This window comes from Micromonospora parastrephiae, from assembly GCF_016802865.1.
Taxonomy (GTDB): Bacteria; Actinomycetota; Actinomycetes; order Mycobacteriales; family Micromonosporaceae; genus Micromonospora; species Micromonospora parastrephiae.
In genome coordinates, this window is sequence record NZ_JAEVHM010000065.1 from 1 (window position 1) to 21288 (window position 21288).

A 21288-nucleotide genomic window follows, 5' to 3' on the forward strand; every position below is an offset into this window, starting at 1 on the left:
GTGCCCGGCCGCGCCGGCGGGGTCGGACGGGAGGTGCGGCACCGGCGAGCGCGGTGCCGCTGGCGTCGAGGCGGCGACGGACCGCCACGATCGCCTCCTGCGCCCGCTGGACCTGGTCGAGCGCCTGGTTACCGCGCTGCGCGGCGGCCACGATCTCGGCACGCAACTCCCGGCGCAGCTCCTCGATCTCGTCCAGCAGCTCGTCGCGCGGGCCGCGTCACCGTCGGGCCGCAGCGCGATGGAGAGGCCGATCAGCACGACCGCCAGGATGGCGAGCACCGCCGCGAAGCGCAGCGGAGTGTTGCCGTCGGCGACCAGCAGGATCAGCGCCGCCACCGGGGCGAGGCCCACGCCCGCCCAGAAGAGCATGGTCAGCAGTCGCGGTTGGCGCCGGGCGTCGGGGGTGACCGGGGCTGGCATGGCTGTGCAGCCTACCGAGGATCCCCATCAGAGGGAACGGGTCCCGGCACGCGCGGACGCCCCCGCCCGGGTGCGGGCGGGGGCGTCGTCAGCGCGTACCGGGAGGGGCTCAGCTGGTGGCGAACGCACCGTCCGAGGAGAAGATCAGACCCACGCTGATCGAACCGTCGCGCAGACCGCTCTTGGTCAGCGGCCCGCCCTGGTCCAGCGAGGAGAACGAGCCCACCGAGAGCCCGTACGTCTTCTCCAGGCCCGGCTTGCAGAACGGACGCTGCTGGCACTCCGGCGGGCCACCCAGCACCGTCGCGCTGCCGGAGCACTTCGCGGCCAGCTCGGAGAGCGTGCGGACGCCGTACTTGTCGGCGAACGCCTGGGTCACCGCGAAGGCGTTCTGGTCCTGCGCTGCGGCGGGGGCGCCGAAGGTGATGCCCACCTTGTCGCCCTCGGCCTTGAGGGCGGTCACCGTGGTGTTGATGTCGGGCGAGGAGACCGGCGGCGGGTTGCCGCCCTTGGTCTTGGTGTTGAGGAACTCGGCCATCGTCGCCGCGTACTCCGGGACGACCTGGACTTCGCCCTTCTCCAGTGCCGGCTCGTACAGCTCCCGGTTGCCGATCTGCTGCACCTTGACCTGGTAGCCCGCGGCGGTGAGCGCGATCCGGTACAGCTCGCCCAGCGTCTGGCTCTCGGCGAAGTTGCCGGCGCCCACCACGATGTCGCCGCCCGGGCCCTTGGCGATGCCGGCGGTGAGGTTGTTCGCGCTGGCGAACTCCTCGGCGGCCACCTTCGGGGTCTTCCGGTCGTCGTTCACGGCCTTGTTGAGCTGGATCAGCTTCGGCGTGTCGAGGGCCGCCGAGACCTTGTCGAGCGCCGCGATCAGCTGCGGGTTGGCGGCCTTGCTGTTGACCGCGGGGATGATGTTGTCGGAGTTCTGGAGCTTCTTGTCGTCCTGCAGAGCGATGAGCTGCTGACCCTTGACCGGGGCGCACCCGGCGCCGGAGGCGCTCTGCTGGGGCGCGTCGGTGCCGGACGAACCGGCGCCACCGCAACCGGTGAGGAGCGCTGCTCCGGCGACGGCGCCGATAGCGCCGATCGCCAGACGTGTACGTGCGCGCATGTGCCCGCCTTCCGTGTCCCGGCGCGGCCCGTCCCGGGCCGGCCGCGTGTCCGACGGGCGATCCTGACTGTTGGTCGCCCGCGAATGTCCACCCAACATGCTCCGGAACCGACCGACAACCTGGGATGGACTTCGTCACGTCATCGTCACCGAGCGGTACGCCAGCGGTCGACGGATCGCGACGGCTCACCCGGACGGACCACCCGGGCGCGGGTCAGGCGCGGCCGGTGGCGTCGGCGGGCCGGGGCTGCCCCGCGCGCTGCCGCCCGCGCCGCAGCGGACGGGGTGTGACGAGCCGTTCGACGACGCCGAGGACCACCTCGGCCACCAGCGCGAGCCCGGCCACCAGCACCCCGCCGGCCACGATCTGACCCCCTCCGCCGGCGATGCCCAGGCCGAACCCGGTCCGGATGATCTCGCCGAGGCCGCCGCCGTTGACGAACGAGGCCAGCGCCGCGGTCGCGATCACCTGCACGGCGGCGGTCCGGAAGCCGGCGGCCAGGTAGGGCACCGCGAGCGGCAGCTCCACCCGCCGCAGCAGTTGCCCGCCGGACAGACCCATCCCCCGGGCGGCGTCGCGGGCCTCCGGGTCCGCCTGGAGCACACCGGTGTACGCGTTGGCCAGCAGCGGCGGTACGGCGAACACGGCCAGCGCCACCACCACCGGCGTACGCCCGAAGCCGCTGGAGAAGACCACCGGAAGGATGGTCAGCAGTGCCAGCGTCGGGATGGCCAGTGTGGCGTTGGACACCAGTACCACCAGGCCGCCGCCCCGCCCGGTGTGCCCCAGCCAGAGCCCGAGCGGCCAGGCCACCAGGCAGCCGAGCGCCACCGCCAGAGCCGAGATCGTGAGGTGCTCGCCGAGGCGGTCGAGCATGCCACCGGGGTTCGTCCAGTTCAACGGGTCGTTGATCCAGACCACCGCCTGGCCGATCGGGTTCTCCGCGACGGTCAACGGGCCCTCCGGGTGGTCCAGGGGGTCACCAGCCGAGCGACCAGGACGAGCAGCAGGTCGAGGACGACGGCGAGCGCCACACAGAGCACCGAGCCGGTCATGATCTCGGCCTTGTACAGGTTGTTCTGGAAGCCCGCGAAGATCAACTGCCCGAGACCACCGTGCCCGACCAGCACCCCCACCGTGACCAACGCCACCGTCGAGACGGTCGCCAGCCGCAGCCCGGTCAGGATGCCCGGCACGGCCAGCGGCAGGTCGATCCGGAACAGCCGCCGCCAACGGCCGTAGCCCATGCCCATGGCGGCCTCGCCGACCTCCGGCGGCACCTGGTTGAGCCCGGCCACCACGTTGCGGACGATCAGCAGCAGCGCGTAGAGGACCAGCCCGACCAGCACCGTGGTCGTCCCGGTGCCCAGGTAGGGCGCGATGAACGCGAAGAGCGCCAACGACGGGATGGTGTAGACCACCCCGCTGACCGCGAGGATCGGACCGGCGAGCGGACGGACCCAGTAGGCCAGCACCGACAACGGCAGGGCGATCAGCACCGCGATCAGCACCGCGCGCCCCGTAAGGGAGGCGTGTTCGCGCACCGCGGCGAGGATCGTGTCAGAGTTGTCCCGCACGTACTGCCAGGAGAACCAGGGGTTACCCGGGTCGGCCCGGTAGCTCAGGCGGAAGGACATACGTGGACGTTACCCCGGAGGCCCCCGGCGTGGCCGACTCCCCTCGCGCGGCGTCGATCTCCCTGCACGGCATCCACAAGCGCTACCCGAACGGCACCGAGGCCGTCCGGGAGCTGAGCCTGGAGGTCAAGGCCGGCGAGCTGGTGGTCCTGATCGGCCCGTCCGGCTGCGGCAAGTCGACGGTGCTGCGCATGATCAACCGGCTGATCGAGCCGACCTCGGGCCGGATCATGCTCGGCGACGAGGACGTCACCGACGTCGACCCGGTGCGGCTGCGCCGCCGGATCGGCTACGTGATCCAGAACGTCGGCCTCTTCCCACACCAAACCGTCCGGGCGAACGTGGCCACCGTGCCCGGCCTGCTGCGCTGGCCCCGCAACCGGACCCGGGCCCGCGTCGACGAACTGCTCGACCTGGTCGGACTGGACGCGGCCCAGTTCGGCGGCCGCTACCCGCACGAGTTGTCGGGCGGCCAGCGGCAGCGGGTGGGCGTGGCCCGCGCACTCGCCGCCGACCCGGTGGTGCTGCTGATGGACGAGCCGTTCTCGGCCGTCGACCCGATCGTCCGGGCCCGCCTCCAGGAGGAGTTCCTCCGCCTCCAGGCCGAGGTCCGCAAGACGATCGTGCTGGTCACCCACGACCTCGACGAGGCCGTGCGGCTCGGCGACCGGATCGCGGTGCTCTCCGAGGGCGGGCGCCTACAGCAGTACGACACCCCGGCCGCCCTGCTCGGCGCACCCGCCACGCCGTTCGTGCGCGAGTTCGTCGGAGCCGACCGGGGCATCCGCCGGCTGGTGGTCACCCCCCTGCACCGGGAGTCGCTGGAGCCGCTGGCCGGCGACGCCGCCACGGACCTGCCCACCGTGCCGCTGGACGGCTCCGCGTACGACGCGTTGGCGGTCCTGCTCACCTCGGGCCGGGACCGGCTCGTGGTGACCGACGACGGCCGACCCGTGGGGGCGCTCAGCCGGCAGCACCTGCTCGACCTCGGCCGGGCGACCGGCTGACCCCGGTTCGCCGGCACCGGTGCGACCGCTTCCCGTCCGGTCGCGCCGGTGCGGTCAGGCCCGGCCGCCGAGGCTGGCGGTGCCGATGATCCAGCCGGAGAGGAAGCCGTAGCCGGCCCCGGCGCTGGCGTCCTGCAACGCGCCCAGCATCGACGGATCGGGGCCGAGCAGCGCCGCCAGCACGGCGGCGAGCCCGCCGGCCAGCACGTACGCGGCCCAGCCGGAGAAGAACTGGCTGACCGAGCCGGGCACCCGGGCCACCTGCGCGGCGGGCAGCAGATACAGCAGGGCCACCGCGAGAACCACCAGCAGGACGGCCCGCAGGTCGGCGGCGAACAACCCGCCGGGCTGCCCGTCCGCGTCCAGCCGCCAGGCCGGCCAGGCGAGCAGACGCAGGTAGAAGGCGCCGGCCGAATCCGGATCGGTCTGGGTGGCGGCCCAACCGGTGTACGCCGGGCTGCCGCAGATGCCCACCAGCAGCAGCACGGCGAGCGCGCCGGTACCGGCGGCCGTTCCGTAGCGGCTCACCGGGCCGGAACGGTGGAAGAGCGACGTGATCCGCCCAGACCCGGTACCGCTCTGCCGGGTGGACCTGGGCTGCCCCGAGCGGCTCAGTGCTTCATCAGGTAGTCGATGAAGGCGGCCCGCAGCAGCGGCGCCGACTCCTCGTACCCGTGACCGGTCAGCTCCCGCCACAACGCGTTCGCCTCGTCGATGGTCGGGCCGACCGAGTTCGGTGCGCCGTCCAGCACCGTCGCCTCGTCCGCGTTCGGCAGGTGCCGCAGCACCGACCAGTAGAAGCCCACGTCGCGACGCTCCCTGGCGAGGGCGAACGCCCGTTCCCGCAACTCCTCGGTGGACAGCGCGTCGAGTTCCTCGAACGAGGTTCCGCCGGGGGTGGCGGCAGGTGAGTCGGTCATGCCGCCGAGCCTAACGGGCGAGATCAGCTCCGGCGCGGTGACGCGACACGGCTCACCGCTCGTCGGTGTCCCACCGGCGTGGGCTGTCCTCCCACCGCGGCTCCCGCCACGGGTCGGACGGCTGCGGCGCGGCCGGCGTCGGCAGGGTCGGCGGCCAGTTGTCGACCGCCTGCGACGGCGGCATGGTCCAGCCCGTGCTGATCGTGCCGTCGCCGATCGGCTCGGGGCGGTCGGCGACGCCCCGCCGGGGACGCCCGAACGTCTCGACCAGGCGGGTGACCAGCAACCCGACGCCGAGCGCGGCGCCGCCCACCGCCCAGTTGCTCAGCGTCCAGCCCCGCTCCGGCGCGTACTGCTGGAAGACGGTGACCAGGCTGACCGCCAGCAGGGTGCCGAACACCCCGCCCCGGCGGCCGTACGCGCTGGTGCCACCGAGCAGCGCCACCCCGAGCGCCAGCACCGTCCAGTCCAGCCCGGTGCCGGGGGTGACCGAGCCGGGTCCGTTCGCGGCGAGCAGTACGCCGCCGAGCGCGGCCAGCACGGTCGAGCCGACCAGCGCGACGGCGGCGACCACGGCGGCCAGCACACCCCGGCGACGGGCCGGATCGGTAACCGGTCGGTACCGGCCGACCAGGCGACGGATCGCCCGGATCGTGCCGAACAGCCCGCCGAGGACCGCCACCGCGGCGAAACCGGCGAAGAGGTAGCCGGCCGTCCGCCCGGGGTCGTAGTCGCCCTGCACCAGCACCGCCGCCGACCGGCGTTCGATGTACACCACCACACCGGCCGCGCCGGCCAGGCTGGCCGCCCAGGCCGGCACGTGCAGCACCACCACGATCAACGCCAGCGCGAGCCCGCCCAGCGCGGCGACCGCGACGGCCGGGCCGACGGACGCCGGCAGGCCCCGATCGCCCTGCTCGGCGTAGTGCAGGGCCGCCGCGACGGCGACCGGCCCGACGGCCAGGTTCGGTGCGGCGGTCCGCAGGCTCAGCCCGGCCGCGAGAGCGAGCAGCCCGAGCCCGACCGCGTCGACCAGCAACGTGCGCAGGTTGTCGGCGCGCAGGGCGGCCGAATCCTCCCGCCAGAGCAGCCAACCCAACGCGGCCAGTCCGGCCACCAGGAGGAACTCCCACCACACGTGCACGACCACGCGGTCCCGACCCGGTTCACCGTGGGTGGGGTCGTCGAAGACGTTCTCCAGTACGGCGGCGGGCACCCCGGACGAGGGCTCAGCCGACCGGTCCCGGCCCGCTTCTTCGTACCCCATCACGCCGCCTCCCCAGTGGCCGGCCGTCCCCCGTCCGGCGCGCGGACGGGTCGCGGGCGGCCCTTGCTCTCCGATCGCAGGCACCGTACCCGCGCCCGGAGCCGGGCGTAACCCCCTGTCAGCGCTGGCCGGGGCGGCTCTCCCGCTGGTCGGGCTCACGCTCGTCGTCCGGGCGCTCCGGCACCCGGCAGGAGCGCTCCAGCCAGAGCGCGGCGCCGACCAGCGCCAGCGAGGCCAGCAGACCGCCACCGGCGGCCGGCCGGTCCTCCGCGGCCGCCCGCGTGGTCTCCACGAAGAGCCAGCCGGCCAGCCCGGCGTAGAAACCGGCGAAGATGGCGGCGGCCAGCGCGGACGCCTTTGCCAGCACCACGAACCGTGCGACCAGCAGCGGGTTGACCGGGTCCCGGCCGGGCTTGCGCTCGATCCGACCCCGGGTGTTGACCGCGGCGTACGCCTCCAGCACGGCGAGCGCGGCCAACGTCACCACGGGCAGCCAGGGCAGCCGGGGAATACCGCTGTAGTAGAGGGTGCTGATCAGCAGCCAGGCCACCGCGGCGGCGGCCAGGGCGGCCACGACCAGGCTCGAGATCCGGGTGGGACCCATCCGCGACCGGTCGGGGCCCGGCCCGCCCGGTGGTGGGGACTTCGCCTGCGTCATGCCGGCCGGCTCCACTCGGTCATGCGGTCGACTCTAACGCCAACTCCGGCCGGGCACGCAGATCCAGCACGTCGTCCGCAGCCGGGCCGGCGGTGAGCAGGTCGGTCAGCCAGCCGTGACCAGGCAGCCGCCCGTACGGCTGGATGTCGATCCACGGCCGCAGCACGAACGCCCGCAGGTGCGCCCGAGGATGCGGCAGGGTCAGCTCGGGGTCGTCGCTGAGCACCGGCTCGTCGTCGTCGCCCCAGACGGCGATCACGTCCACGTCGAGGGTGCGCGGTCCGAACCGCCGCTGCGGGTCACGCACCCGGCCGGCCGCGAGTTCCGCGGCCCGGGCCCGCTCCAGCCAGTCGCGCGGTGTCGCCGCCTCGTCCTGGGCCAGCAGCACCGCGTTGAGATACGCGGGCTGGTCGGCGTCACCCCACGGTGGAGTCTCGTACACGCCGGAGACCACGAGCACGGCGTCGCCGAGCGTGGCGACGGCCGTCCGCAGGTGCGCCAGCCGGTCGCCCAGGTTGCTGCCGAGCGAGAGGACCGCGCGGGTCATCGGGAACGCCTACGGGTCATGGTGACCGCCACGTCGGTGAAGGTGTGCGGCACCGGGGCCTCCGGCTTGTGCACGGTGACCGTGGCGGTGTCGACCCGCTCGTCGGCCAGGCAGACGGCGAGCAGCCGGTCCGCCAGGGTCTCGATCAGGTTGACCGGCTCGCCGGTCACCACCGCGACCAGGCGCTCGGCCAGCTCGCCGTAGTGCACGGTGGCGGCGACGTCGTCACTGGCGGCGGCCGGGCCGAGGTCCATCTCCAGCACGGCGTCGACGACGAAGTCCTGACCCTGGGCCCGTTCGAAGTCGTACACCCCGTGCCGGCCCCGGGCCCGCAGGCCGGTCAGCTGGATCCGGTCGGTCGTCATCACTGCCCCTCTCGCTTCCGGCCGGCCCCAGCGAAGACCAGGCGTGGACTCCCGGTGGCGGCCCAGACGGCGAGCGCGTCGGTGGTGGCGCGCACGTCGTGCACGCGTACCCCCCAGGCGCCCGCCGCGACCGCGAGCACGCTGGTGGCGACGGTGGCCGCCTCCCGCTGCGCGGTCGGCCGCGGTGTGCCGTCCGCGGCGGCGAGCAGCCCGCCGAGGTACGACTTGCGGCTGGCGCCGAAGAGCAGCGGGTACCCGAGGTCCAGCAGCTCCGGCAGGCGGGCACTGAGTTCCCAGTTGTGCGCGGCCGTCTTGGCGAAGCCGAGGCCGGGGTCGATGACGATGCGGTCGGCGGCCACCCCGGCGGCCAGCGCGGCGCCGACCCGCTGCGACAGCTCGGCCCGTACGTCGGCCACCACGTCGCCGTAGCTGGCCAGCTCGCGCATCTGCCGGGAGTGGCCCCGCCAGTGCATCAGTACCCAGGGGCAGCCGGCGTCGCGGACCACCCGGGCCATGTCGGGGTCGGCCAGGCCGCCGGAGACGTCGTTGACCACTGCCGCTCCGGCGCCCAGGGCGGCCTCCGCCACCCGGGCGCGGCTGGTGTCGATGCTGACCGGTACACCGGCTGCGGTCAACGCGCGGATGACCGGCAGCACCCGTTCGGCCTCGGTCGCGGCGTCGATCCGCTCGGCGCCCGGGCGGGTCGACTCGCCGCCGACGTCCACCAGCTGCGCTCCGGCGTCGCGCAGACGGACGCCGTGTCCGACGGCGGCGTCGAGGTCGGCGTACCGTCCGCCGTCGGAGAAGGAGTCCGGCGTGACGTTGAGGACGCCCATCACCACCGGGCCCGGAGCCCGTACCAGATCGGTCACGACTAGACGGTACCGGTCGCGGTGGCGGCCCTCTCCGACCCGGTCGGCCCTGACACCACCACGCCTGACGTGCGCATTGGAACAGGTGTACGATCGGTCATCCGGGCAGCATCGGGCAGCCCCTTCGCGGCTTGTCGCAATCCGGGGCGGCCCGTACGCTTTGGAATTGGCCAGCATCGAGACGGCGAAGCTTGAAGGGAGGGCCGAAGCGGGAAAAACCGCCCAAAGCTCGCCACTCTCCGTGGTGAGTAACGAACGCAGGGTCGAGAACGCTGCGCCCTGTGAGCACATTTCCCGCAAGGCTTGCCTATTGCACCGCCGCGGCACCGCCGGCCGCGCTATGGGGAGGTTCCAGTGATCGCCTTCGAGCTCATGGAGACGACGTCGTCCGGCGTCGCCCACGCGCTCTCCACTCTGGCGTCGGCTCCGCTCGCCGAGCCGGCCCCGAAGGGGATCGACACCAACAGTGTGGTCACCTTCTTCGCCAGCAAGATCGCACCGATCCTGCTCGCCGTCCTGGGCGTCATCTTCATCGGCCGCGCCAGCCGGGGCGAGATCTCCAAGGTGCTCACCAGCTCCGCGATCGCCATCGTCGGGCTGGCCTTCATCGCCGGCGCGGCAACACTCTTCTTCGTCGGCGATTACCTGATCGACCTGATCTTCGAATAGGCGCGTTCACCACATGCGGCTGCGCACCGACGACGACATCTACCGGGCACGCCTGGTCTACCTCGGGCCGCCCGGTTACACCCTTCCGGTCCACCTGCCGTACGCCCAGTACGGGCTCTTCATGCTGCTCGTCCCCCTCTACATGTTCATCCACTGGCTGTTCACGTTCACGGTCGAGCTCTTCCCAGCCTGGGAGATCGCGCTGGCCATCGTGACCACGTCGTTCATCTTCCGGCACGTCGACCCGGACCGGCCGGCGCGGGTGGTCATCCGCACCGCGCTGACCGACTGGCGACGCACCCGGGAGCCGGCCGTCGAGCAGCGCGATCCGCGCCTGGTCGGCAGTCGGATCAGGATCCGGGAGGAGCTGGCATGACCGGGCGTACACCGAGCGGTCCGTCGTTCGACGCGGGTGGGGCGATCGCATGAGCCGCGCTTCCACGCCGGGGTCCCCGGCCGGCCGCCCGGGCGCACCCGCAGGTCACCGTGCGCAGTCGTTCGACTACACCGACGGCGAGGACGAGGTGGCGCTCGACCCCGCGCTGGTGACCTCGCCCGGGCACGGGGCGGTCGGCGTCTTTCAGGCGCCCCGGCCGGTGCCCCGACGTACGCCGCCCGCCGAGCCCACCGCCGTGACGGCGGGCGAGAACGCCGACATCGACTCGCCCTTCCTGGACCTGTTCGGTGGCGCCCGACCCGGCGGTGCGCGAGCCATTCCGGCCGCCCCCGCCATCCGGGACCAGCCGGCGATCCCGCAGCAACCGCCGACCGTCGCACCGCCGGCCCGCCCGGCTCCCGAGCTGGAGCCACCGTGGACACCCGACGACCGACCCACCGGCGGCCGACGGCCCGTCGAGCCACGACGCGCGGATGCCTACCCGGCCACCGAGTCCCGGGTGCCGCATCAGGCGGGTGACCGACTGCCGATGCTGCACCCGACGAGCGACACCGACCCTGCCGTCGGCGGCCCGTCCCCGTCGAGGGCCGCAGCCCCGGCGACCCGGGCACCCAGCGCCACACCCGTCAGCCGTCCAACGGCGACGCCGTCGGGCCGGCCGACCGCGCCGGTGGAGCGACCGGCCGTCCCGACTGACCGGCCGGCGGTCCCGCTGGACCGACCATCGGCACCGACGGAGCGGCCGGCCAGCGCCGCACCGGCGGACCGGCCAGCCCTGGAGCGGGCACCCCGCGGCGCCGACGGCTCGGAGCGACCCAGGGGAGCCGGGAAAGAGGTCGTCGCGCCCCGGCAGCGCGCCGCGAGCCGGCAGGACCGACCCGTCCGACCGACCCGGGTCCGCGCTCCGAAGATCAAGTTCGGGGATCGGGACCCGTCTGTCGAACTGGCCATCACCGAGATCGCCGGCCACCTGACCTTCACCCCGAACACCGTCACCGCCTGGTACTGGCTGCCCGAGGTGCGCTGGGCGTTCCGACCGGACGCCGAACGCGAGGCGCTGCTGTCGGCGATCTCCGAGCAGTACGCGGGCCTCGCCGGTTTTCGGCTGCACCTGCGCCGCACCACCCGGCCGTTCCCCGCCGACGAGTGGGCACGCACCATCGACGCGCACACCGCCTCGCCGCTGCCCGACGTGCCCGGCACCGCCGGGTGGGCCGACCACCTGGTCGCCGCCCAGCGGCACCTGATGGCCGTCAACCACGCCGAGGGGCAGACCTACCTGGGGGTCACCTTCGCCCGCCGGTCCCTCGGTGACTCGCTCACCGAGCGGGTGCTGCGCACCTTCGGCCGGGGCACCGCCGACGGCGAACGCCGCAAGCTGGGCCGCACCGTGGAGCAGTTCGACGAGGTGCTCGGCGCGTTCGGCATGCGCGGCCGCCGGGTCACCGCCCAGGAGTTGGAGTGGCTGCTCTACCGCTCGGTGGCGCTGTGCATGGCGCCGCCGGGCACGCTCTCGCCGGTGACCGACGGACGCTGGGAGCGCGGCGACCTGCTGGCGCTGACCGAACAGGTCGAGCGTTACCGCACCCCGTACGGCTCGACCGTGAAGCTGGTCAACCGGATGACCGGCGAGGAACGGCACGTGGCCGTGCTCGCCGTCGGTCGGATGGAGCCGCTGGAGATCCCGGAACGACACGAGCCCTGGCTGCACTTCCACGAGCGCCTGCCCTGGCCCATGGAGATCTCCACCCGGGTCGACATCCTCGGCTCCGGCGACTCGTTCCGCAATCTCGAACACCGGCTGCGGATGATCCGCTCCCAGCAACTCGACTACGCCGAGCACGGCATCGACGCACCGCCCGAGCTGGAACGACTGGCCAAGCGCGCGCTGGTGATCGGCGACGAGATGACCACCGGGTTGCCCGTCGACTCGGCCCGCGCACACGGTTGGCACCGGATCGCGGTCGGCGGCCGAACGAGGGAGGAGTGCCTGGAGCGGGCCCGTCGCCTGATCCAGCTCTACTCCCGCGAGCTGCGCATCTCGCTCCAGCATCCGAAGAACCAGGACTGGCTGGCCCGCGAGTTCATTCCCGGCGAGCCGATCGCCAACACCGGGTACGTCCGCCGGATGCCGGTTCCGCTGCTCGCCGCCGCACTCCCCCAGGCGGCGTCCAACGTGGGCGACCGGCGGGGCGACCTGATCGGCCGTACCGCCGGCACCTGCCGCCGACCGGTCTTCCTCGACCTGCACTTCCCCATGGAGGTCCGGGAACGCTCCGGGCTCGCGGTCTTCGTCGCCGAGCCGGGTGGTGGCAAGTCGACCCTGCTCGGCGCGCTGGGCTACCTGGCCGCCCGGCGAGGCGTGCAGGTGACCCTGCTCGACCCGTCCGGCCCACTGGCCCGGCTCTGCGCCATGCCCGAACTGCGGCCGTACTCCCGGGTGTTGAACCTGACCGGCTCGGAGCACGGCACGCTCGCGCCCTACTCGCTCATCCCGACACCGCTGCGCAGCGAGTTCGGCATCGGTGCCGCCGGTGACCGGGAGTTCGAGATCGCGGTCTCCAACGCCCGGGCCGAACGACGGATGCTCGTCCAGGACATCTGCATGATGCTGGTACCGCCGCAGGTGGCCCGGGAGGCGTCCACCGCCACCCTGTTCCGGCACGCCGTCCGCCAGGTACCCGCCGAGGAGACCTCCACCCTGGACGACGTGGTGAGCTGCCTCGGCCGCCTCGACGACGACGCCGGCAAGGAACTGGCCAACCTGCTGCTGGACACGGCGGAGATGCCGCTGGCCATGCTCTTCTTCGGCCGGCCACCGGAAGGGCTGCTCGGAGCCGACGCGGCGCTCACCGTGATCACCATGGCCGGACTGCGGTTGCCCGACCTCAAGATCGAACGCGAGTACTGGTCGGCCGAGGAGGCCCTCGCCCTGCCGATGCTGCACACCGCACACCGGCTCGCCGTCCGCCGCTGCTACGGCGGGTCGATGTCGTCGCGGAAGCTCGTCGGCCTGGACGAGGCGCACTTCATGGAGGGCTGGCGCTCCGGCCGGTCGTTCCTGGTCCGACTCGCCCGGGACTCCCGCAAGTGGAACCTCGCCGCGCTGGTCGCCTCGCAGAACCCCCGCGACATCCTCGGCCTCGACGTACAGAACCTGGTCTCCACCGTCTTCGTCGGCCGCATCGCCGAAGACGCCGAGATCGCCTCCGAAGCCCTCCGGCTGCTGCGGGTGCCGGTCAACGACGGATACGAGGCGACCCTGGCCTCCCTCTCCGCCGCCGACACCAGCTCAGCCAACCGGCTCGGCTTCCGCGAGTTCGTGATGCGCGACGTCGACGGCCGGGTGCAGAAGGTCCGAGTCGACGTCTCGTACGTCGAAGGGCTGCTGGACCACCTCGACACGACGCCCGCCGCGATCGCCGCGGCGGCCGGAGTGCTGCCGAGCATCCCCCTGCCGGATCTGGAGGCGTGACATGGCGAGGGCCCGGGCGAGGATCGCATCGTTCCTGCTCGCCCTCGGCGTACTGGCCGGGGCCAGCGTCGCCTGGCCGTTGATCGGTGCGGAGGCGGCCTCGGCCGCGCCACCCGTCGTCCAGGCCCGCGCCGACCTCTGCACGACCCCGGAATGGCAGGCCGACTTCCGCGCCTGCGTGGCCAAGCTGAAGCAGGTAAGCGATACGGAGATCGACTGTCGGAAGCCGCCCGTGCCGTCGGCCCCGGACTCAGGCCTGGCCGGCTGGTTCGCTTCCCGCCCGGATTCGTCCAAGTTGCCTGGGCCAAAGGGCCTTTACAGCGACTACGGCTACGGCGGCTACAGCTTGAACACCTATGACGTCGATGGTGGATGTGCCTCCACCATTCTCCATCCGGACTACAAATTCACCACCACGGTCGCCAACGGAGAGTTCATGATGGCCACGGCGGTCGTGGGTGCCTCGAACGCTCTGCGGGAGCGGGCCTGGGATCCTCGGACGATGTGGAGTTGGGCCGACCCGCTGGTGGAGAAGGCCACCAAGGCCGTCTACCAGAAGGTGTTCAGCGTCTTCGGGATCATCACGCTGTGCGTGGTGGGTCTCTACCTCCTCTGGCGCTCCCGCCAGTCGGACATGAGCAACGCGATGACGACGGCCGGCTGGGCCTTGCTGGTAATGGTGGCGGTCACCGCGCTGGCCGCCTGGCCGGTCAAGTCAGCGAACATTGCCGACGGGACTCTGATCACCTCTCTCGGCGTCGTGCACGACGCCATAGGTCCGGCTTCCAGGGACACCCCGCCGGATCAGTGCGACGATCCGAATCCCGCAGCTTGCAAGGACAACCGGCCGCCGGCTGTCCGGGCCAGTGACACTGCCACCGAGTCCATGCTCTACCGCAACTGGCTACGCGGTGTGCTCGGCTCGGCGGACAGCGAGACGGCCCGCAAGTACGGCCCCGCCCTGTATGACGCCAAGGCGTTCTCCTGGGAGGAGTCGGAGAAGCTGCGCGCCAACCCGGCCACCCGTCCTGGGACGATCAAGGCCAAGCAGCAGCAGTGGATGACGGTTGCGGAGCAGATCAAGACCGAGGACCCGGAGGCGTACGAGTTCCTGACGGGCAGCCGGGACATGGATCGAATCGGCTCCGGATTCATCGCGGTGCTCGCGGCCGTGCTCTTCGCCATGTTCGACCTGACCGCGTCGGTGCTGGTCCTGCTGGGCTTCCTGATCTTCCGGTGGGCGGTGATCGCGGCACCCATCCTGGGCACCGTCGGGCTTCTCCGGCCGGCCAGCGCCGGACTGCGGCGGTTGGCGAACGCGGTGGTCGCCGCGGTCTTCAACATCGCCATCTTCGGCACCGGCGCTGCCATCTACCTGTTCGCGGTCGACCTGATCATGAGTACGCCCGCCCTGCCGGGCTGGCTCCAGGTGGTGCTGGTCTGGCTGTGCGGTGTGGTCGGCTGGCTGCTGCTGCGGCCATACCGGCGGATCACCCAACTCGGTGGCAAGGACAGCAGCGAGGCGGTCAGCTCGGCCGGGTCCTGGCATCGTCGGTTCTTCCGGGACATGCGGGTCGCGGCGCGTCTGGATGTGGTGGAGCCCGGCGGCACCGCCGAACCCGTGGGCGGTCGTCGCCGGTCACCAGACGCGGAGCTGACCCGGCTACGCCCGGAGGCACGACTGGAGGACCCGGTCCCAACGCCGACGGCCCCGGTCGGTGGCGGACGCGCCGACTCCGGGCGGCCGGACGGTCAGGAACGCGTGGACGAGACGCCCTCGCACCAGTCCGGCGGCCGACGCGGCGCGGTGCCGCCTCAACCTCGCCGGCGACAACCAGCGACCTGGACCGAGCCCGACGTGCCTGCTGAGAACCCGTCGTTCGTGGTCTATCGACCGGGATCTACCGAGCGCGTACCCGACCGCACCGGGCCGCGGGTGCGCTCAGAGGCACGGTGACAGCCATGCGACGGGCACTGGAGTTCCTCTTCACCCGGGCGCTGCGATCTCGGCTGGGAGTGGCGCTGCTCATCGCGGTGCTTATCTTCGGCGTGATCGGGGCGGCCCGGCTCGTTTCCGGCGCCGCCGACCCCGCAGACGGGTTGAGCAGTCGGCCGAACCAGCCGGTCAGCACCGTGGACCCAACGGCCGGCGCCGACGGCGTGCTGTCCACCGAAGTGCCGCCGTCCCCGGTGACCCGGCCCGGTGCCCGCACACCCGAGCAGACTGCCGAGCGGTTCGCCGCCGCCTGGCTCGGCCGCCCCGGGATGACCGCCGAAGAGTGGCAGGCCGGCATGCGGCCGCTCTCCACGCTGGCGCTGACCGAGAAGTTGAACGGTGCCGAGCCGGCAACCGTGCCCGCCGAGAAGGTCACGGGATCCCCGACCATGCGGGAGCGGACCGAGACGTTCGTCGAGATGCTGCTTCCTCTCGACGCCGGGCAGCTCCGGCTGGAACTGGTCGCCTCCGACGGAGCATGGCTGGTCGACGTGGTGGACTGGGAGAGGCCGTGAACGACGTTGGCACTGCCGTCACACGCCGTCGACCTCTCCGGCTCGGTGTGATCGCCGCGACGCTCACCGGGTTGCTGCTCCTGCTGTGCTGCACCGGTGGCACTGCGGCGTTCTTTCTCACCGGGCTCGGCGGCGACGACGCGAAGAGTGGAGACGACCCGGCGGGCTGGGGGTGCGGACCGGTCCGTCCGGTGAACATCGCGGGCAAACTGCCACGGTTCACCGAATACGGCGACGCGCAGATTCGCAACGCGGCGATCATCATCAAGGTCGGCCAGGACATGGGGGTGCCCTCTCGTGGCTGGGTGATCGCCCTGGCCACCGCGATGCAGGAGTCCGCCCTACGAAACCTGGCGAACAGAAGGGTCCCCGCGTCGCTGGCACTGCAACATGAGGGCGTCGGTGCCGACCACGACTCGCTGGGCCTGTTCCAACAGCGGCCGGGGTGGGGCTCGGTCGCCGATCGGATGACGCCCGCGTACACGGCCCGGAAGTTCTACGAGAAGCTCGTCAAGGTGCGGGGTTGGCAGCGCCGCCCGCTGACTGCCGTAGCGCAGCAGGTCCAGGTCAGCGCCTATCCGGACGCATACGCCAAACACGAGGAGGTGTCCAGCCGGATCGTGGACGCGCTGGCCGGAGGTGCCGCCCGCACCGTCGAGATCAACGGTAAGGCGATGTGCAACGCGGCTGAGCGCGGCGAGATCGCCGCCTCCGGCTGGACCGCGCCGATACCCGGCGGTGTCGGCTCCGGCTTCCGTACCGCCAGCCGACCCGGCCACGACGGGGTCGACATTGCTGCGGCCAAGGGGACGGAGATCCGCGCCGCAGCGGCCGGCCGGGTGCTGGTCGCCAAATGCGACCCGGACAACCGCAACCGGGAGGACTGCGATGTGGACGGGTTCCCCGACAAGGGTGGCTGCGGCTGGTTTGTCGACCTGCTGCATGCCGGCGGCTACATCACGCGGTACTGCCACATGGTGGTCCGGCCCCGCGTCAAAGAGGGGCAAATGGTTGCGGCCGGCGAGGTGATAGGCCAGGTGGGCAGCAGCGGTAACTCGTCCGGCCCGCACCTGCATTTCGAGGTGCACCTTCGCAACAACCGCAACCCCTCCGGCGCGGTGAATCCGGTCCCGTTCATGCGCGACCGGGGCGCCCCGCTGCGTCGTCCGGCGTGAGGCCACCACAGTTATGACCGGACCCCTGCCGGACCCGTTCGCCGACCAGCCCGACTGGGCGCCCCAGCCACCCCGTCCGCTGACCATCGTTCCGGCCACCGAACGGGTCGAGTTGCGTGGGCAGCGGGTGCTGGTGGGGTTGCCCGGGCTGGGCTGGCGGGGTGACCTGCGCGCCGACGACCGGGTGGTACAGGGCGCGCGCACCTACGTGCCGGTGATTCCCGAACACGAGTGGTACCGAGCCGAAGCGGAGCAGGTCGAGGTGTTCGCGCCTCTGGTGCCGGTGGAGCGGGTCTGGGTGGAGACGGTCAGTGAGCGGCCCGGGCCGGGTGGCGCCCGGGAGACCGGAATCCGGCTGGTCTCGCTGGACGGCCCGGCACACCCGTCCCCCACACCCGTCTTCGAAGCAGACGCGGTGACCGGGCGCCGGGTGGTGCACGTCGAGGGCGCGCGGGAGCACCGCGACCTGCGGGCGGTCACCGAAACCTATTCGGGCGCCGAGGGAGACATCTGCGTCCGGATCACACCCGAGGTGGAGTGGTACCGCTGGGCGTGGCGCGGGCAGTCACCCACGACCCTGGAGGTGCCGGTCCATCTCTTGTGGATCGAATGACGGTCAAGCAGCTTTCATACCGCCGCAAACCCGCCAGCCGTCGTCGTCCTCGATCACGTCGAACACCCAATCCTCCCGACGACTGCTCCTGGGAACGCCGTCAGCAGAACCGGCGATGATCAACGTCGTGGCAACAGACTCACCTTTGCCTGACGGTGTGCGGGTCAGTGGTCCCCAACTCACTGAAACATTGACACCGAACTTCGACTCACGCTGCTCGGCCTCAGTCCGGAGATCCCTCACAGCCTGCAACTGCGCCCCGGTCTCACAGGTAAAGAGGCCCGCTTTCGCATCATTGCGATCCACGAGGAATGCGCGCAAGTAGTTGTCCACCACCACGTCTGGAGCGCTGCGGTCGGGCGTGGTTGCTCGGTCGTACAGCACGTATCCGGTGATGCCAGCGCCGACGGCGAGCAGGGCGAGCACCCCGGCGACCACGGTGAGCACCGTTCGCATCCGCCGGCGCGGCGTTTGAGGGGCCGGCGCGGCCGGGGCCGGCGGCAGCTGCTCGGATGGCGTCCGCTGGGCCGGTACGCGGGAGACCTGGGAACCGGCGGGGGGCTGCACTGATTCCACCTCCTGACGTTATCGGCTGGAGGCTCCGGAGCCAATGCCTCAGATCCAGCGGATCGTGACGGACCCCTCCCCATCGGTGAGATCTCCGACAACACCGGCGCACCGCCGCGGCACCTCCCGGAGGAGTGGCCTCGGCTGGGATACCGTCTCTGCTCGGGGAGGGGTTGCCAACCTCGGGTAGAGGGGGTGGACGCGGTGGCCGGTCCGAAGGCTCGCACGAACCGCGCCGCAGCTCTGCACCGTCGGGCTGCCGCCGTGGCGACGGCCGCCGCCGACATCCTCGACGAGACCCGGCCCGCACCTGCCGATCAGCGCCGCCAGTACGAGGCGGCCGATCGGCTGCGTGTGGTCGCGGCGCAACTGGCTCCGGGCTGGTCGGGGGCCGCTCTGGACTCACTCACCGTGGATTCTCCGGCGGGTGATGGTCCGCCGCTTTTCGTCCGGGTCGGTACGGCGGCACCGTTGGACGATGCGCGTTTTCCGGCGCTGGTGCCGCTGGTCGGCACGGGTCATCTGAGTGTGGACGCCGACGCTCGGGATCCTCGGGTGGCGGGGCTGCTGCGGGCTGTGCTGCTGCGGTCGCTGGGTGCGGCGCCGGCTGGTGCCCTGCTGGTTCGTGCGGTGGATGCCACGGGCACCGTGCTCGCACCGTTCGGGGCGCTGGCCGATGCCGGCCTGTTGCCGCCGCCCGCGGTGGACGTGGCGGGTCTGCGCGCGGTGCTGACCGAGGCGGAGCAGTGGGTGACTCCGGGGGCGAGCGGGCGTCGACGCCATGACCGTACGTTGTTGCTGGTGCTTGCCGCGCTGCCGGAGCTGACCGGGCCGACCGACCTGGCGCGGGTCGAGGCGTTGGCCGAGCAGGGGCCGACGGCCGGGCTGCACCTGGTGGTGGCGGGTTGGCCACCTGCCGGGCCGTACGCGGCTCGGGCTCCGTTGCCGCACGCCACGCCGCTGGCGCTGCGCAACGCGTACGCGCTGCTGGGTGACCCGCCGGGGGCGTCCTTCACCGGTCCGGGTGTCGAGCCGCCGGGTGGGCTGAACTCGCCGGTCTTCGTCGAGGCGGATCCGCCTGCCGATCTGGTGGACGCGGTGTGTCGGCGGCTGGCCGCGCAGGTGGAGGCGGGTTCTCGGCTGGGTTTGGCGGAGCTGCTGCCGGAGACCGGTGACCGGCTCTGGGAGTCGGATCCGGCGAACGGGTTGACCACCACGGTCGGTGACGCGGCGGGACGGCCGGTGCCGTTGGGTTTCACCGAGCTGACCCCGCACTGGCTGGTCAGCGGCCGGTCCGGTGGGGGTCGCGCGGCTTTCCTGACCACCGCGTTGCTCGGTCTGGCCGCCCGGTACGGCCCGGACGACCTGGCGCTCTACCTGGTGGATCTCGGCGACGGTGAGTCCTTCGTGGAGTTCCTGCAGACCGAGCGGGACCGGTCCTGGATTCCGCAGGTGCGGGCGGCGGCGATGGCCGCTGACCGGGAGTACGTCCGGGACCTTCTCGACCAGTTGACGGCTGAGGTGCGGCGTCGGGCGGAGTCGGGTGGGCGGGCCGGTGGTCAGCGCTTCGCTGAGCTGCGCGAGCACCGCCCGCTGCCCCGGATCGTCTGTGTGGTGGACAATGTGCCGCTGCTCTTCGCCGAGCGGGACCGGCTGTCCGCCGAGGTGGCCGCCCAGGTGGACGGGCTGGCGCGGACCGGCCGGGCGTGGGGCGTGCACCTGGTGCTGGCCGGTGCGGGTGAGCTGGGACTGTCCGTCCGCGCGGACGCCGGGCACCGGGATTCGGTGCTGGGGCAGTTCCCGGTGCGGGTGGCGCTCCCGGGTGGCAGCCCGGTGTTGGAGCCGACCAATGATTCGGCCGCCGGTCTGCCGGTGGGCAGCGCGGTGGTGAACACGGCCGGCGGGCTGGGTGGTCCGCGCGGTGCGATCCGGGGTCACGAGCGGTTGATCCGGCATCCCGACCCGCAGGACCACCCGGAGGTGGGGGAGCAGCTGCGACACGAACTGTGGGAGGCCCGGCCGGCGGGTTCGGTGCCGCCGGTGGTCTTCGCCGGGTACGCCCGGCCGGTACTGGGCAACGATCCGCGGTACCGGTCGGCATCGGGCGGGCAGGTGCACGGGCCTGCCGCTCTGCTGGGCCGGGCGGTGGACGTGGCCCGCTCGACGGTCGCCGTACCGCTGGGGCCGGCGGCGGGGCGCAACCTCGCGGTACTGGGATCGGGCCCGGCGGCCGGCGGGCTGCTGGCGACGGCGGCCCGCAGCACGGCCGTTCACCACACGCCGGGCACGGCCCGGTTCCTGGTGGCGGCGCCGGATCCGGGTGCCCGGCCGCTGGCGGAGGCGTTGACGGCCGAGCTGGCTGCCCGACACCCGGCCACCATGGTGGACCTGCCGACGCTGTTCGCGGACGTGGATGCGGAGCTGCCGACCTACCTGGTGGTCTTCGGGTTGGATCGGCCGGGCCCTCGGGAGTTGCCGGTGGACCGGCTGCGCGGGCTGCTGCGGGACGGGCCGCCGGCTGGCCGGCACCTGTTGGGCTGGTGGCGGGCGGTGCCCCCGTTCGCCGCGCTGTTGGAACCGGACGGCGAGGTGGACAAGTTGGCCGCCGTGGCGGTGCTGGACGTACCGGCCGCGCAGCTCTCCGCCGTCTTCGGCCGGCCGGTGGAGTGGCGGGGCCGCCCCGACCGGGCGGTGCTCTGGGACGGCCCGGACGAGCGGGGCACGGTTCTGGTGCCGTTCGCCGACGAGGCCGGGTGATCCCGGTGGCACGGACGGAGGGTGTGGGTGTGGGTCCGAACGCGACGGTGACGGGGCCGGGGCGGCAGCGTGCCGCCGGGCCGGACCGGGACGACGCGGATCCCACCGCGGCCTGGTCGGAGTACCTCGCCGCGGCGCGCCAGTTGGACGGGGTACGCCGCGGCGCGGCGGCTGCCGCCGGTGAGCAGGCCCGGTCGGCGGAGGCCGCCCGGGAGGAGCTGACGCTGGTCCGTACGGGGCTGGCGAGCCAGCAGGAGCGGCTGCGCGAGCTGGGCGTACCGGCGATCTCGCTGGTGCCGTCGCGCCGGAGCTGACC

Annotated in this window: 21 protein-coding genes and 1 pseudogene; 10 read left to right on the top strand and 12 right to left on the bottom strand. The window is 72.6% G+C overall.

Going from position 1 to position 21288, the window contains the following annotated elements:
- From JNW91_RS15250 to JNW91_RS15265, 4 genes and pseudogenes are all read right to left on the bottom strand, one after another.
- Positions 1 to 420 (bottom strand): annotated as a pseudogene (locus JNW91_RS15250) (hypothetical protein); the annotation flags it as partial.
- Positions 421 to 529: 109 nt separating this feature from the next.
- Positions 530 to 1534: a glycine betaine ABC transporter substrate-binding protein gene (locus tag JNW91_RS15255; protein WP_203175831.1), complete on the bottom strand. Its 1005-nt coding sequence runs from the start codon at positions 1532 to 1534 to the stop codon at positions 530 to 532.
- A gap of 214 nt (positions 1535 to 1748) precedes the next feature.
- Complete coding sequence (locus tag JNW91_RS15260) at positions 1749 to 2489, bottom strand: ABC transporter permease (RefSeq protein WP_203175832.1); 741 nt, start codon at positions 2487 to 2489, stop codon at positions 1749 to 1751.
- Positions 2486 to 3172: an ABC transporter permease gene (locus JNW91_RS15265; protein ID WP_203175833.1), complete on the bottom strand. Its 687-nt coding sequence runs from the start codon at positions 3170 to 3172 to the stop codon at positions 2486 to 2488. The genes JNW91_RS15260 and JNW91_RS15265 overlap by 4 nt, the downstream gene beginning before the upstream one ends.
- A gap of 2 nt (positions 3173 to 3174) precedes the next feature.
- Here JNW91_RS15265 and JNW91_RS15270 point away from each other — a divergent pair, with 2 nt between their 5' ends.
- Positions 3175 to 4179, top strand: a complete 1005-nt coding sequence (locus JNW91_RS15270) for an ABC transporter ATP-binding protein (RefSeq protein ID WP_407664325.1) — start codon at positions 3175 to 3177, stop codon at positions 4177 to 4179.
- 54 nt (positions 4180 to 4233) lie between these two features.
- On the opposite strand, the gene JNW91_RS15275 is transcribed toward JNW91_RS15270, so the two are convergent.
- The 7 genes from JNW91_RS15275 to folP form a co-directional block, all read right to left on the bottom strand.
- Positions 4234 to 4707, bottom strand: a complete 474-nt coding sequence (locus JNW91_RS15275; RefSeq protein ID WP_309244372.1) for a hypothetical protein — start codon at positions 4705 to 4707, stop codon at positions 4234 to 4236.
- Positions 4708 to 4790: 83 nt separating this feature from the next.
- The gene (locus tag JNW91_RS15280; protein WP_203175834.1) at positions 4791 to 5099 is read right to left on the bottom strand and encodes a hypothetical protein; all 309 of its coding nucleotides are present in this window, start codon (positions 5097 to 5099) and stop codon (positions 4791 to 4793) included.
- 52 nt (positions 5100 to 5151) lie between these two features.
- The gene (locus JNW91_RS15285) at positions 5152 to 6366 is read right to left on the bottom strand and encodes an ABC transporter permease (RefSeq protein ID WP_203175835.1); all 1215 of its coding nucleotides are present in this window, start codon (positions 6364 to 6366) and stop codon (positions 5152 to 5154) included.
- Positions 6367 to 6484: 118 nt separating this feature from the next.
- Positions 6485 to 7024 carry a DUF3180 domain-containing protein gene (locus JNW91_RS15290; protein WP_203175837.1) on the bottom strand — a complete coding sequence of 180 codons (540 nt, stop codon included), beginning with the start codon at positions 7022 to 7024 and terminating at the stop codon, positions 6485 to 6487.
- A 19-nt stretch (positions 7025 to 7043) separates the two neighbouring features.
- Positions 7044 to 7571, bottom strand: coding sequence for a 2-amino-4-hydroxy-6-hydroxymethyldihydropteridine diphosphokinase (gene folK, locus JNW91_RS15295; protein ID WP_203175839.1), 528 nt, complete (start codon positions 7569 to 7571; stop codon positions 7044 to 7046).
- Positions 7568 to 7936: a dihydroneopterin aldolase gene (gene folB, locus JNW91_RS15300; RefSeq protein WP_203175841.1), complete on the bottom strand. Its 369-nt coding sequence runs from the start codon at positions 7934 to 7936 to the stop codon at positions 7568 to 7570. The genes folK and folB overlap by 4 nt, the downstream gene beginning before the upstream one ends.
- Positions 7936 to 8808: a dihydropteroate synthase gene (gene folP / locus JNW91_RS15305; RefSeq protein WP_203175842.1), complete on the bottom strand. Its 873-nt coding sequence runs from the start codon at positions 8806 to 8808 to the stop codon at positions 7936 to 7938. The genes folB and folP overlap by 1 nt, the downstream gene beginning before the upstream one ends.
- Before the next feature lie 354 nt (positions 8809 to 9162).
- Between folP and JNW91_RS15310 the strand changes: the two genes are divergently transcribed.
- From JNW91_RS15310 to JNW91_RS15340, 7 genes are read left to right on the top strand one after another with little or no spacing between them, the layout of a single operon-like run.
- Positions 9163 to 9477 carry a hypothetical protein gene (locus JNW91_RS15310; RefSeq protein ID WP_203175844.1) on the top strand — a complete coding sequence of 105 codons (315 nt, stop codon included), beginning with the start codon at positions 9163 to 9165 and terminating at the stop codon, positions 9475 to 9477.
- Between the two features lie 13 nt (positions 9478 to 9490).
- Positions 9491 to 9853: a hypothetical protein gene (locus tag JNW91_RS15315; RefSeq protein WP_139583242.1), complete on the top strand. Its 363-nt coding sequence runs from the start codon at positions 9491 to 9493 to the stop codon at positions 9851 to 9853.
- 49 nt (positions 9854 to 9902) lie between these two features.
- A complete protein-coding gene (locus tag JNW91_RS15320) occupies positions 9903 to 13349 on the top strand; it encodes an ATP-binding protein (RefSeq protein ID WP_203175846.1) in 3447 nt (1148 codons plus the stop codon).
- A gap of 1 nt (position 13350) precedes the next feature.
- On the top strand, positions 13351 to 15306 hold the full coding sequence (locus JNW91_RS15325) for an MFS transporter (protein WP_203175847.1): 1956 nt from the start codon (positions 13351 to 13353) through the stop codon (positions 15304 to 15306).
- A complete protein-coding gene (locus tag JNW91_RS15330; RefSeq protein WP_203175849.1) occupies positions 15303 to 15860 on the top strand; it encodes a hypothetical protein in 558 nt (185 codons plus the stop codon). The genes JNW91_RS15325 and JNW91_RS15330 overlap by 4 nt, the downstream gene beginning before the upstream one ends.
- Entirely contained in the window at positions 15857 to 17035 is a 1179-nt protein-coding gene (locus JNW91_RS15335; protein ID WP_456085411.1) for a M23 family metallopeptidase, read from the top strand. The genes JNW91_RS15330 and JNW91_RS15335 overlap by 4 nt, the downstream gene beginning before the upstream one ends.
- A 13-nt stretch (positions 17036 to 17048) precedes the next feature.
- Positions 17049 to 17648 carry a hypothetical protein gene (locus tag JNW91_RS15340; protein WP_203175853.1) on the top strand — a complete coding sequence of 200 codons (600 nt, stop codon included), beginning with the start codon at positions 17049 to 17051 and terminating at the stop codon, positions 17646 to 17648.
- A gap of 3 nt (positions 17649 to 17651) precedes the next feature.
- Here the strand turns inward: JNW91_RS15340 and JNW91_RS15345 are convergent, their stop codons facing one another.
- Positions 17652 to 18215, bottom strand: coding sequence for a hypothetical protein (locus JNW91_RS15345; RefSeq protein WP_203175873.1), 564 nt, complete (start codon positions 18213 to 18215; stop codon positions 17652 to 17654).
- Positions 18216 to 18410: 195 nt separating this feature from the next.
- Between JNW91_RS15345 and JNW91_RS15350 the strand changes: the two genes are divergently transcribed.
- The gene (locus JNW91_RS15350) at positions 18411 to 20972 is read left to right on the top strand and encodes an FtsK/SpoIIIE domain-containing protein (protein ID WP_203175855.1); all 2562 of its coding nucleotides are present in this window, start codon (positions 18411 to 18413) and stop codon (positions 20970 to 20972) included.
- A 5-nt stretch (positions 20973 to 20977) separates the two neighbouring features.
- Positions 20978 to 21286, top strand: coding sequence for a hypothetical protein (locus JNW91_RS15355; RefSeq protein ID WP_407664326.1), 309 nt, complete (start codon positions 20978 to 20980; stop codon positions 21284 to 21286).
- Positions 21287 to 21288 lie beyond the last annotated feature (2 nt).